Annotated in this window: 10 protein-coding genes; 4 read left to right on the top strand and 6 right to left on the bottom strand. The window is 69.2% G+C overall.

Annotation, left to right across the window (positions count from 1 at the left end):
- Positions 1-734: endo-1,4-beta-xylanase (locus ABZU32_RS35555; RefSeq protein ID WP_354929661.1), on the bottom strand; the 734-nt coding region annotated here is incomplete at its 3' end.
- A gap of 22 nt (positions 735-756) precedes the next feature.
- Between ABZU32_RS35555 and ABZU32_RS35550 the strand changes: the two genes are divergently transcribed.
- The 4 genes from ABZU32_RS35550 (at position 757) to ABZU32_RS35535 (ending at position 4,600) form a co-directional block, all read left to right on the top strand.
- Positions 757-1,134 carry a hypothetical protein gene (locus ABZU32_RS35550; RefSeq protein WP_354929658.1) on the top strand — a complete coding sequence of 126 codons (378 nt, stop codon included), beginning with the start codon at positions 757-759 and terminating at the stop codon, positions 1,132-1,134.
- Positions 1,135-1,431: 297 nt separating this feature from the next.
- Positions 1,432-2,331: a PHB depolymerase family esterase gene (locus tag ABZU32_RS35545; protein ID WP_354929655.1), complete on the top strand. Its 900-nt coding sequence runs from the start codon at positions 1,432-1,434 to the stop codon at positions 2,329-2,331.
- Between the two features lie 96 nt (positions 2,332-2,427).
- Entirely contained in the window at positions 2,428-2,784 is a 357-nt protein-coding gene (locus ABZU32_RS35540) for a cellulose binding domain-containing protein (protein WP_354929652.1), read from the top strand.
- Positions 2,785-2,959: 175 nt separating this feature from the next.
- On the top strand, positions 2,960-4,600 hold the full coding sequence (locus tag ABZU32_RS35535) for a cellulose binding domain-containing protein (protein ID WP_354929649.1): 1,641 nt from the start codon (positions 2,960-2,962) through the stop codon (positions 4,598-4,600).
- Between the two features lie 227 nt (positions 4,601-4,827).
- On the opposite strand, the gene ABZU32_RS35530 is transcribed toward ABZU32_RS35535, so the two are convergent.
- From ABZU32_RS35530 to ABZU32_RS35510, 5 genes are all read right to left on the bottom strand, one after another.
- Entirely contained in the window at positions 4,828-6,309 is a 1,482-nt protein-coding gene (locus ABZU32_RS35530; protein ID WP_354929646.1) for an arabinofuranosidase catalytic domain-containing protein, read from the bottom strand.
- Between the two features lie 1,004 nt (positions 6,310-7,313).
- Positions 7,314-8,999 (bottom strand): trehalase family glycosidase, encoded by a 1,686-nt coding sequence (locus ABZU32_RS35525; RefSeq protein WP_354929643.1) that lies wholly within the window; start codon positions 8,997-8,999, stop codon positions 7,314-7,316.
- A gap of 25 nt (positions 9,000-9,024) precedes the next feature.
- Positions 9,025-9,831 carry a carbohydrate ABC transporter permease gene (locus ABZU32_RS35520; protein ID WP_354929640.1) on the bottom strand — a complete coding sequence of 269 codons (807 nt, stop codon included), beginning with the start codon at positions 9,829-9,831 and terminating at the stop codon, positions 9,025-9,027.
- Positions 9,828-10,790, bottom strand: coding sequence for a sugar ABC transporter permease (locus ABZU32_RS35515; protein WP_354929637.1), 963 nt, complete (start codon positions 10,788-10,790; stop codon positions 9,828-9,830). The genes ABZU32_RS35520 and ABZU32_RS35515 overlap by 4 nt, the downstream gene beginning before the upstream one ends.
- A gap of 3 nt (positions 10,791-10,793) precedes the next feature.
- A complete protein-coding gene (locus ABZU32_RS35510; RefSeq protein ID WP_354929634.1) occupies positions 10,794-12,065 on the bottom strand; it encodes an extracellular solute-binding protein in 1,272 nt (423 codons plus the stop codon).
- Positions 12,066-12,267: the final 202 nt, after the last annotated feature.

Genomic DNA, 12,267 nt, shown 5'->3' with positions numbered 1-12,267 from the left:
ATGGGGACGCCGCGGGCTTTGAAGTCCTTGACCATGTTGTAGACGCCGCGGGTCTTGTTGGCGTTGGCGTCGTCGATGTTGTAGTCGTTGTAGCAGAGTTTGGCGCTGGGGTCGGCGGCGCGTGCGGCGCGGAAGGCCTCCTCGATGAATCCGTTGCCGAGTTTCTGGGTCCACACTGAGCTGCGCAGCGCCCCGACCGAGCCGCCGTCGGCGAAGGCCTCGTTGACCACGTCCCAGTAGGCGATTTTGCCTTTGTAGTGGCCCATGACGCCGTTGATGTGGTTGGTGAGTGCGGTGCGAAGGTCGGAGGCGGACAGGCCGCCGACCCAGTCGGGGAGTTGGGCGTGCCAGACCAGTGTGTGGCCGCGGATCTTCATGCCCTTGCTCTGGGCGTGGCTGACGATCTGGTCGGCGCCGGTGAAGCGGAAGGAGTTGCGCGAGGGCTCGGTGGCGTCCCACTTCATCTCGTTTTCGGGGGTGACGCCGGAGAACTCGCGGTCCCAGGTGGCCACGTAGGTGGAGTCGTTGAGGTGCGAGGCGGAGATCGCCGCGCCGAAGTAGCGGCCGCTTTGCGCCGCCGCGGCGCCCAGCGTGCTCGCCGCCGCGCCCGCCGGAGTGCTCGCCGCCAACGCCGAGACCACCCCGAGCACACCCACGACACCGGCCACCGCCAATCGGCGGGAACCGCCGAGACGTCGCCGCGCTCCCGCGGCGGATGACAGCTTCTCGCCCATGCCTGAGCCTCCAGTACTGAAAATGGATGAAATCAACACGGGAACGTCCCGAAACGAACGCCCGAGCCTGATCGGTCTTCGCGCGAGAACAGTGGCGCCGGCGCTCGGCGATCGATCGCGTCAGCGCGTCAAGCCACCATCGGACCGCACCATGAACCGCGACCTCTGCCGCTCACCACCGAACCGGCAGGAGGCCATATCGGGACTCAGTTTGGAAATCTCCACGAAACGTGTCAAGGCCATGCGCCGATCGTTTCGGTCGTTCGGGCGCGCCCGCACCCGGCTTCGCCTGGGAGAACCGCCGATGCCGGCCGTCGAAGTTTCCGCCGTTCCGCGTCGAGCCGCCTTCGCCGTCGAAACCTCCTTGTCAGAGGGCAGATCACCTTCGGCGGGGACCTGAAAGTTTCATCTCGCCAACCTCGGAGGGAATCGGCTCCGCGCCTGGTAGACGCGGTCGGGGAACGCCGGGCGATGGGAGGCCGGCGCGCGGTGGAGTCCTCACCTTGACGGGACTCCGCCGCGTCGTATTTGCTCCGCCGCACCACCACCAATCGGAAACAAGCCCGGCGAGCCCCGCATGTTGCCGACAACCAGTACGCGCCTACCGGCGGCCGGTCGACCCGCCGCCATCCCACCTGGCGAAAGGGCCGACCCGACGCGATGTTAGCGCTAACAAGACCCTTGGACGGGGAGTGCGATGTCAAGACATAGATCGTTCTTAGGGGCCATCGCGGTCGCGGCGCTTCTCGTGCTGGCCACCGGTCGCGCGGCGCTGAGCGAAGGCCTCGACGGAGCGACGAAGGCGGCGGGCGCGAGCGTCGCCGCGGCGACCGCCGGATGCGGCAAGGCCCCGACGCTGACCAGCGGTACGAGGTCGATCACGACCAGTGGCAAGAACCGCAGCTACATTCTGCGGATTCCCGACAACTACGACAGGAACCACCCCTACCGGCTGATCTTCGGCCTGCACTGGCTGGGTGGCACCGCCACCGACGTCGCCACGGGCCAGACCGTGCAGAGGGACGTCTGGTCCTACTACGGCCTGCAGCGCCTGTCGAACAACAGCACCATCTTCGTCGCGCCCCAGGGCTTCAACAACGGCTGGGCCAACTCCGGCGGCGAGGACGTCACCTTCATCGACGACATCGTCCGGCAGATCGAGACAGACCTCTGCGTCGACACCACACAGCTCTTCGCCACGGGGTGGAGCTATGGCGGCGCCATGTCGTTCTCGCTCGCGTGCAGCCGTCCGACGGTCTTCCGTGCGGTGGCGGTCCTGTCCGGCGCCCAGCTCAGCGGATGCAGCGGAGGCACGCAGCCCGTCGCCTACTACGGCATCCACGGCATCAGGGACAGCGTCCTCAACATCTCCAACGGACGGACGCTGCGCGACAAGTTCGTCAAGAACAACGGCTGCACCGCGCAGAACCCGCCCGAGCCGACGCAGGGCAGCCTGACCCACCGGATCACCGCCTACTCCGGATGCCGGGCCGGATATCCGGTCGTGTGGGCGGCGTTCGACGACGACCACAACCCCGCTCCGCATGACGGTGGCACCGGCACCAGCGGATCCAGTTGGGTGCCGGGAGAGGTGTAGAAGTTCTTCACCCAGTTCGCGGGCACCGACCCGAACCCCACCCCGACCCCCACCCCGACCCCCACCCCGACGCCGACGCCGACGCCGACGCCGACCGTGACGCCGACCCCCACCCCGACCCCCACCCCGGGCACCGGAGCCTGCCGGGTCACCGACACCCTCAACGCGTGGAACTCCGGTCTGACCTCGGACATCTCCATCACCAACACCGGCACCGCCGCGATCGACGGCTGGTCGCTGGTCTTCACCCTGCCCGGCGGCCAGACCATCACCTCCGGCTGGAACGCCACCTACAGCCCCACCAGCGGCCAGGTGACCGCGAAGAACGTCTCCTACAACGGCGCCATCGCGCCCAACGCCTCGGTCAGCATCGGCTTCCAGGCCACCCACACCGGCAACACCGGTAAACCCACGTCGTTCACCCTCAACGGCGCGGCGTGCACCATCGCCTGACCCAGGACCAACCGTCAGGGGTGGAGCCCGGCCGGGCTCCACCCCTGAGTTCTGACGGGCCCCTCACGGGAGCGGTCGAGTCGATGCCGCCCGCGCCGTTCGCCCCGCGCCGGTGCGCGAGGGCCCTCTTTCCGTAAGTGCTCTTCGTAGGTCCGCAGGAGGAACAGTGCGCAAAGTGAGAACTCGGCTCGGCTCGGCGGCGCTCGCCACCGGGGTGCTCCTGGGCGGCCTGGTCGCCGTCCAAGGGGAGGCCGGCGCCCTGGAGAACGGCGTGGCGCGCACGCCGCCCATGGGATGGAACAGCTGGAACACCTTCGGGTGCAACATCAGCGAGTCGCTGATCAAGCAGATGGCCGACGCGATCGTCAACTCCGGGCTGCGCGACCTCGGCTACCAGTACGTGGTGGTCGACGACTGCTGGTTCAACTCCAACCGCGACTCCTCGGGAAACCTGCAGGGCAATCCGTCGCGGTTCCCCAGCGGGATGAAGGCGCTCGGGGACTACCTGCACGGCAAGGGGCTGAAGTTCGGCATCTACCAGGTCCCGGTGGACAAGACCTGCGCGCAGTACTTCGGCAGCTACCCTGGGGCGACCGGAAGCCAGGGACACGAGGCCCAGGACGCTCGGCAGTTCGCCGCCTGGGGGGTGGACTACCTGAAGTACGACTGGTGCTCGCCCAACGGCACCATCAACGACCAGATCACCACGTTCGCCAAGATGCGTGACGCGCTCGCCGCGACGGGGCGGCCGATCCTCTACAGCATCAACTCCAACAGCATCCACGACAAGACCGGGCCACGCCGCAACTGGGGCGACATCGCCAACATCTGGCGGACCACCGAGGACATCACCAACAAGTGGGACACCGGCCAGACCAACGGGTACCCCATGGGCATCCAGAACATCGTCAACGTCACCATCCCGCTCGCCTCCTACGCCAAGCCCGGGCAGTTCAACGACCCCGACATGATGGAGGTCGGCCGGGGCGGCATGACCGACACCGAGATGCGCAGCCACTTCGCCCTCTGGGCGATGATGGCCTCGCCGCTCATCGCCGGGAACGACCTGCGCAGCATGGACTCGGCGACCTCGACGATCCTGAAGAACCCCCGCCTCATCGCGATCAACCAGGACACCCTCGGCCTGCAGGCGACCCAGATCAGCAACGACGGCACCCGCCGCGTGCTGGCCAAGAAGCTCAGCAACGGCGACGTCGCGGTCGCCCTGTTCAACCAGGGCGGCAGCACCACCACGATCAGCACCACCGCCTCGGCGATCGGCAAGTCGGGCAGCTCGTTCACCCTGCGCGACGCCTGGACCAACGCCACCACCACCAGCACCGGGACGATCTCGGCCAGCGTGCCCTCGCACGGCACCGTCGTCTACCGGGTCAGCGGCGACACCTCGCCGACGCCCACCCCGACCCCGACGCCCACTCCCACTCCCACTCCGACCCCGACGCCCAGTCCCACCCCGACGCCCAGCCCGACGCCGACGCCCACTCCCGTTCCGGGCGGTTGCACGGCGACCTACCGGCTGGTCAACGACTGGGGCGGCGGCTTCCAGGGTGAGGTGACCGTCGGCAACGGCGGAACCTCCGCGCTCAACGGCTGGACCGTCAGCATGACGCTGGCCGGCGGGCAGACCGTTTCGAGCATGTGGAACGGCGTGAACACCGGCACCTCCGGCGCGATCACCGTCAAGAACGCCGCCTACAACGGCACCGTTCCCGGCAACGGGTCGACGACGTTCGGATTCACCGCCAACGGAAACGGTTCGACGGCGCCCACCGGGCTGAGCTGCACCAGCCCATGACGACCCGGTAGCACCGTCTCCTGACCGCGCCCTCCCGCCGCCGGCCCTGACGGCGGCGGCGGGAGGGCACGTCCGGTCGATGCGACAGGGCCGCCGGTCTACGGTTCCCGGCAGGGAAAGGCCGGGTGAGAGTCCTTTCCTGCCCGGCCGGCGGACGGACGACGGCGAGCCGCCCCTGGATGTCCCAGGGGCGGCTCGGCGGTCCGGTGCGGCCCGCGGTCGCTCGCCTACCGGTAGCCGGCGGCGGTGATGTTGGCCTGGACGGCGTTCTCGGTGGCGTCGGAGGGATAGCCGGAGGTCATCACGCCCTCGTAGAAGGTGCCCACGGCGCCGTGGCTGTTGTCGCCGCCGATGCCGAGGATGATGGCCCCTTCCTTCTTCATCGGGTTGTAGCCCGACACGTTGGGCCGCTTGCCGTCGTAGAAGGTGCCAAGACCGCCGGACTGGGCGTTGCCGCCGCGGATGGCCCAGTGGTTGGGCTCGCCCTTGATGATGGCGGTCAGGTACCGGTGGGTGATGGTCGGGTCGCCAGCGTTGTTCTTCTGGTTGACGCCGGAGAACAGGCCGTTCTCCAGGTCGGCCATGATCCAGGGGCCGTTGCCCGCGCCGGTGCCCCACACCTTGATGTTGCCGAAGTAGATGGCCTCCATCGTGCCGTTGCCGTTGTCGCGGCTGTTGGTCTCGGCGTTGCCGTAGTCGAAGCAGCAACCACCGTTGTAGTGCGTCCCGTCGAAGATGGCGTACATGCCCTCGGGCTGGTCGCCCTTGGCGATGCCGTTGGTGGCGTTGTTGCGGTAGCCGACACCGGCGTCCACGTAGACCCCGTAGGCCTTGTGGCCGCCCACCGTGGTCGGCGCCTTGGTCGCGGTCGCGAGGTTGTCGTACCCGCCCGCCGCCGGGCCGGAGAACCCGCCGGGAGGCGCCTGGGTCAGCCGGTTGTTCCGACCCGACTGGTCGTAGATGACACTGATCAGACAGGTCGTGTTCGCGCAGAAGGAGTCCTGGGTCGCGGCATTGGCCACCCCGCCCGGGCTCAGCACGCCGACGTCCCGCGTGGTGTTGTCCGAGGCGCGCCGCACCTGGTACAGCGGGCCGTTGTAGGAGGCGTACAGCGCGCGCGTGGTGCTGTGCGCCGCCACGCACGGCGTGCCGCCGTCGGCGTAGATGTCACACGGCTGCTTGCCCGACGGCGTGGGCGTGATCGTCGGCGTCGGGGTCGGCGTAGGCGTGGGCGTCGGCGTGACGGTCGGGGTGACGGTGGGAGTGGGCGAGGGGGAAGAGACGCCGCCGGTGCAGGTCGTGCCGTTGAGGGCGAAGCTCGACGGCACCGGGTTGGAGCCGCTCCAGCTTCCGTTGAACCCGAAACTGGTGCTTCCCCCCGTGGGGATGGCGCCGTTGTAGGAGGCGTTGGTCACCGTCACCGACGACCCCGACTGGGTGTAGGACCCGTTCCACAACTGCGTGATGGACTGCCCGGCCGGGAACGACCAGGTCAGCCTCCAGCCGTCGACCGGGTCGCCGAGGTTGTCGACGATGACGTTGGCGCCGAAGCCGTCCTGCCACTGGGCGCTGACGGTGTAGGTGACCCGGCATCCCGCCGCGGCCGCCGAGGCGAGATGGGTCCCAGCCACGCCGACCATGGCCGTCAGGAGGGCCAGGACGCCGGCGATCAGCGTCCACCTCCCACGATGTGCGGTGCTCTGTCGCATGGGTGCTCTTCCGTTCTCTGTAACCGGTGTTCCACTGTCACGACCCGAATTGTTAGCGCTAACAACGACGCGCGCGGGTATGTCGACGTGTCAGCGACAGCAGAACCGGGTTGCGTCACCGGGGTCGGTGACGTCGGACTTCGTGGCGGACGCCACGGTGGAGCGGCCTCTCTCCGGCGGGCTCCACGGTGACGAGTTCCGCCGCACACCACCTGACGTCCGAGGAGAGCAGGCCGCTCGGGGAGTCAGTGTGGAAACCGGTACGGAACCTGTCAAGACCATGAGCCGGCCGCGCGGATCCCTCCCACCGGAGCGCGGCGGCCCGGCACGGAGGCCAGGACCTGGCACGGCGAGCGGTTACGGCGATTCCCCGGCGCTCGCGCGACCGCCTTCCACGAGGGGCGCACACCACTGAAACTTTCAGTCGGCGCGGCCGAACGATGTCACCGCGGCCGGGGCGGGATCGCGGAGCCCCATACGGCGGCCGGACGCGGGCGAGCGGGCTCGGCGACGGCTCGGCGCGTCGTCTTCACCCCGCCGCGCCACTCTCGCGTCAGAACAGTGTCACCCCGCTGAGCAGGCATTATCGCGAACGCTGTCGGCGCGGCACGTGCCTCGCGGTGTCCGGCGAGCCCACCGCCGGCGCCGCCGAGCCGTCATCCGGCCCGGCGCTGGCGTCGCCTGACGCCGTCGCCGAAAGCAGGCTCGCCACCGTCCGCAGCGTTGACTTCGGCGTACCGATCGCTCACGATCGGCCGTAACTTAACCCCCCGAGGGCGGAAACTTAACCCCTGATGGAGCGCCGCCCGTCCGCACGAGGATGACCCGGCCGCGCGCCGACCGGCCGCCGCCGGATCGGCGCCGGACGGGGCCACGCCGCGGGCGGTCGGCGCCGATCACCACCCAAGCGGAGGCGAGCTGAGATGTTATCGCTAACAACACGTCCTGGCCCTTCGGCGCTCCGACCGTGCGAATAGGGCTCACCCCGGCGACGACGAAGCGGGTCAGACCCGACGCCGTTCGTGGTCGCCGGCGAGGATGAGGTAGGCGCCGGCCGTCCAGGTGTAGGCACGGTCGCGCAGCCCCTCACCGGTCCGTGCGTCGAAGTTCTCCGCGAAGCCGGATTTCTCGCACAACGTACGGAACCGTGCGCTGATCTCGTCGGCCAGCTCGACGTGGCCGGCCCGCCGCAGGCCGTCCTCGATGAGGACGGTCGAGGGCGCCCAGATGGGTCCGCGCCAGTAGCCGTCGTCCCGGTAGTGCGGCGATGTGGGCAGCTCGGTCGCCGGGCCGAAGGCGGTGAGGTGGTCCTCGATGCGGGCGGCGAGCGCGTCACGCACCGGTTCGGGCAGTTCTTCCCCGAGGACGATCGGCATGAGGTCGAGCAGGCTGGAGCTGGACCAAGTCCGGCCGGAGTGCGCGCCGCGCGCGAGGAACCTCGACCCGTCCCACAGCTCGGTGAGCAGTGCCTCGCGCGTCCGGTCCGCGGCGCTGGACCAGCGCTCGGCCGCGTCCGGTTCGCCGAGTCCCGTGGCCAGACGGGCGAGTTCGCGCATCTGGAGCACCAGGAAGGCGGCCAGGTCGGCGCTCTCGATGACGCGTTCGGGGTCGAAGGTGGTGGCGTTGTCCCAGCCGCTGTCGTTGCCGTGCTGGTAGTGCGGCAGTTCCCTGCCGGGAGCGCGCCGGGCGTCCAGCCAGAAGCGGGTCCAGCGTTCCAGCAGCCGGTAGGTCTCGGACGGCTCGAGGTCGCAGGACGGGCGCAGCCGCCGCAGGGCCCAGCCGTGGATGGGCGGTTTGACGAAGTTGTAGAGGATCTCCGAGTGGGTGACGGAGTCGGGCAGCGCACCCGAGGCGTCCTGGTGGTCGAAGGGCAGCCGGAACTGGTCCTCCGCGAGATCGGGCAGCCCGCCCGCCAGGGCGATGGCGTTGAAGCAGTGGTCCCAGCTCCAGACCTTGTCCATCCAGTGCTTGGACATCAGCACCGCGGGGCGGGTGACGAACCCCGCGGGGCGCACGGTGGCCGACCACAGCACGTAGGCGGCCAGCTCGGCGGCGGGCGTCCGGTCGCTGCGCCAGGGCGCGACGGCCGCGGTGAAGGCGTCGAACTCGGCGCGCGCCGTCTTGGCCACCTGCTCGAAGGAGGTGTCACTGGCGAACGGGGCGCGGGCGGTCTCGTACTCCTCCAGGGCGATCTCCCATGGCTCGTCCGCCGGGAGCAGGACGCCGCGTTCGGCCGTGCCGAGCGCCTGGGCGCCGACGGACTCGGCCCGCCCGTCCAGCAGGGTGACGCGGTAGCGGCGCCCGGTCTGGTAGACGGTGAAGACGTAGGAGCCGTCCGCGGGGTCCTGGTAGAAGTACGGGCCGCTGAACGGGGTCAGGACGGGGTCGGCGGCCAGCAGGCGGAGCCCGAGGCCGCGGCCGCGCACCCGGACGGTGTCGGTGGTCTCGTAGGCCAGCTCGATCCGGCCGTCGTCGCCCCTCCAGGTGAGCTGGTGCGGAGCGGCGTCGATCGCGGTCTCGGCCGTGGGCACCAGCCGCAGGATCGGGTGCATGCCGGTCTGGTGCGAGACCAGGTGCACGTCCTCGGCGTAGACCTTCTCGGCCACCACCGGTGAGAAGGCGAACCACGATCCGCTGAAGCTGAACGGGATTTCCCGCAGGGAGAACACCGGGCCCGAGGCGGCGGTCATGAAATGAGAATCCCTTCTCCGAAGGTCAGTCTTTGACGGCGCCGGCGGTGACGCCGGCGGCGACGTAACGCTGGGCGATGATGAGCAGCACCGTGGCGGGGATGGAGGCGATCACGGCGGTGGCCATGATGGCGTTCCATTCCTGGTTGTTGTTGCCGATGTAGTGGTAGATGCCGAGGGTGATGGGCTGGTGGTCGCCGCCCTGGTCCAGGGTGCTGGCGAAGATGAAGTCCGACCACGCCCACAGGAAGGTGAACAGCGACACCGTGATGAGGGAGTTGCGGCTGACGGGCAGCACGATGGACCAGAACGTGCGCATCACCCCGGCCCCGTCGACGCGGGCGGCCTGCAGCAGCTCCTCGGGGATGCCCGACATGAACGCGGTCAGGATCAGGGCCGCGAACGGCACCGCGAGGGTGGAGTCGGCCACGATCAGCCCTGAGACGGTGTTGAGCATGCCGGTGTTGAGGAAGATGGCGTAGAAGCCCATCGCCATGATGATGCCCGGGATCATCTGGGCGACCAGCAGCACGAAACTCAGCGCTCCGCCGCCGCGGGGCCGCAGCTTGGCCAGCGAGTAGCCCGCCGGGGCCGCGACGAGCAGGGTCAGGGCGACGGTGCCGAGCCCGACGACCAGGCTGATGCCGAGGTAAGGGAGCTGCTGGTCCAGCACCGCGCGGTACCCGTCCAGCGTGCCGTTGATGGGCAGCCAGTTCGGCGGGCTCTTGCGCATGTCCTGTTCCCTGGTGAAGGACACATTGATCATCCAGTAGACGGGGAACAGCATCACCGCGGTGAGCAGGAGACCGGCACCGGTCCTCCAGTGCCTCATGTGAGGTCCTGCTTGCGTTGCGCGCGGATGTAGACCAGCCCGAAGACGAGGGCCATCACGATCAGCAGGTTGCCCACGGCCGCCCCGGGGCCGAAGGAGGGCACCAGGTTGCCGAACCCGAGCCGGTAGGACCAGGTGGCGAAGGTGGTGGAGGAGCCGCTGGGCCCGCCCTTGGTCATGATCCAGATGATGTCGAACACCTTCAGCGTGTACACCAGTCCGAGGAGCAGCGTGACCGCCGACACCGGGCGCAGCAGGGGGAAGGTGACCCTCCAGAACCGCTGCCGGCCGTTCGCCCCGTCCAGCGCGGCGGCCTCGTACACGGTGGGGTTGATGGCCTGCAGGCCGGAGTACAGCACCACGAGGTTGAACGGGACGCCGATCCAGATGTTGGCGATGGTCACCGACCACAGGGACCAGTCGGGGGAGGTCAGCCAGTTCACCGGTCCGAGGCCGACCGTCCTCAGCACGGCGTTGACGACGCCGGAGTCGCTGTTGAGCATCCACGACCAGGTGGAGGCCGACACGATCAGCGGGAGCAGCCACGGGACCAGGAACAGCGCCCGCAAGGTGGCCGACAGGCGGAAGTGCCTGGCGAAGAACACCGCCAGGGCCAGCCCGATCGCGAACTGGAAGGCCAGCGACACCACGGTGAACACCGCCGTGTGCCACAGCGTCGGCCCGAAGGCCGGGTCGCCGACGACCTTGGCGTAGTTGGTCAGGCCGGTGAAGGGGGCATCGCCCTGCACGAAGGAGCGCACGGTGTAGTTGCGCAGGCTCAACTCGACGTTGCGGAACAGCGGGTAGGCGTAGAAGACCGTCAGGTAGACCACGATCGGGGCGAGGAACGCCCACGCCGCCCACTGCCCTGACGCCAGGCGTGCCGCCCGGCGCCCCCTCCTCGCCGAGGGAAGGGGGTCACGGGCGGCACGCGCCGGCTTCTCTATGACTCGGCTCATGTCTTACTGGGTGGCGCTCGCCGCGGCCGTCTGCGCGTCCGCCATCGCCTGCTGGGGGTTCTTCGACCCGCTCAGCGCCGCCTGCACCGCGCCCCACATCGGCTCGGAGATCTTCGGATACTTGGTGCCCAGGTCGTCGCTGGTGCGGCCCTTCGCGGCCTTGACGGCCTCCACCCAGACCTCGAGCTTCGGGTTCTGCTCGACCTGCTTGGCCTGCACCGCTTCGGTGGGGGCGACGTAGGACAGGGTGGTGGTCGTGGTGAGGGAGTTGGCGGTGTCGGTCAGGCACGCCACGAGCTTCTGGGAGGTGGCGTAGCGGGCGGTGTCCTTCTGCACGGGAATGCTCACGAACTCGCCGCCGGTCGGCGCCGGCGCGGTCCCGCCGGCCTTGGCCGGGATCGGGATGATGCCGTAGTCGAAGCCGGCCTTCTCGGCGTTGGCGAGCTGCCAGGTGCCGTTCTCGGCGAAGGCGTAGTCGCCGGTGGCGAACTCCTGCCAGCTGGTGGTCTGGGTGTTGTTGATGACGGAGTTCGGGGCGTACCCCTTCTTCAGCCAGTCGGTCCACAGCGCCGCCGCCGAGACCCCCTCGGGGGAGTCGAGCTTGGTCAGCTGGGCCCCGGACCCCCAGTACCAGGGCAGGAACTGGAAGCTGCCCTCCTCGGTGCCGATGGCGGAGAAGGTGATGCCCTTCTTGCCCGCCGCCTTCACCTTCGCGAGCGCCGCGGTGAGCGAGGCCCAGTCCTTGACCGAGGCGACGTCCACCCCGGCCTTCTTGAGCACCGCCTTGTTGTAGTACAGGGCGAGGGTGTTGGCGCCGATCGGGACGCCGTAGGTCTTGCCGCCGCTCTGCCCGGCGGCCAGCAGGTTCGGCGCGATGGCGGAGGTGTCGAGCTTGTTCTCCTCCGTGGTCGTCAGGACCCCGGCCTCGGCCATCGTGGAGACCACCGGGTTGTCCACGATCAGCACGTCCGGCGCGTTGCCCTGCTGGGCGGCCAGCAGCGCCTTGTTGGTCAGGTCACTGGTGTCGTAGCCGGTGCGCTCGATCTTCACCCCGGCCTGGGTGCCGCACGTCTCGAGCAGCTTCACCCACTCGGAGCTCTTGTCGTACTGGGGGTAGGGATCCCAGATGGTGTAGGTGCCGCCGCCGGCGGCCGGGCTCGCGCTGGCCGCGTCGCCGCCACCGGACGACGACGAGCACGCGACCGTACCGCCGGCGACCAGCAGGACCGTGAGACCCAGGCCGGCCGCGTGGCGGCTCGTTGCTGCTGACCCCATGATTATGACCTCCGCTGACAGGCGTTGAGCGGCTATTTTCGATGGCCGGTCGAACCGGTTCGCCGAACCGGTTCGATGAACATAAGCGCGCCCACAAGAGGAGTCAATGGGAGAGACCCAATGTATGCCGTCCTGTTGCACGGCGCCGCGCCCGTGCCTCGCCGCCGGATGGCCGCCGCGTCACCGGCGGATGTCGCGGGTG

Origin of the sequence: Sphaerisporangium sp. NPDC005288 (genome assembly GCF_040607475.1) — a bacterium.
In the GTDB taxonomy this organism is placed as follows: Bacteria; Actinomycetota; Actinomycetes; order Streptosporangiales; family Streptosporangiaceae; genus Sphaerisporangium; species Sphaerisporangium rhizosphaerae.
Note: the sequence above shows the minus strand (reverse complement) of the source record. Positions and strands in the feature narration are given on the sequence as shown.

Excerpts from the sequence above, each read along its gene's own strand:
- ABZU32_RS35550 (WP_354929658.1), top strand. The coding sequence starts at position 757 with ATGGATGAAATCAACACGGGAACGTCCCGAAACGAACGCCCGAGCCTG.
- ABZU32_RS35545 (WP_354929655.1), top strand. The coding sequence starts at position 1,432 with ATGTCAAGACATAGATCGTTCTTAGGGGCCATCGCGGTCGCGGCGCTT.
- ABZU32_RS35530 (WP_354929646.1), bottom strand. The coding sequence starts at position 6,309 with ATGCGACAGAGCACCGCACATCGTGGGAGGTGGACGCTGATCGCCGGC.
- ABZU32_RS35525 (WP_354929643.1), bottom strand. The coding sequence starts at position 8,999 with ATGACCGCCGCCTCGGGCCCGGTGTTCTCCCTGCGGGAAATCCCGTTC.
- ABZU32_RS35520 (WP_354929640.1), bottom strand. The coding sequence starts at position 9,831 with ATGAGGCACTGGAGGACCGGTGCCGGTCTCCTGCTCACCGCGGTGATG.
- ABZU32_RS35515 (WP_354929637.1), bottom strand. The coding sequence starts at position 10,790 with ATGAGCCGAGTCATAGAGAAGCCGGCGCGTGCCGCCCGTGACCCCCTT.
- ABZU32_RS35510 (WP_354929634.1), bottom strand. The coding sequence starts at position 12,065 with ATGGGGTCAGCAGCAACGAGCCGCCACGCGGCCGGCCTGGGTCTCACG.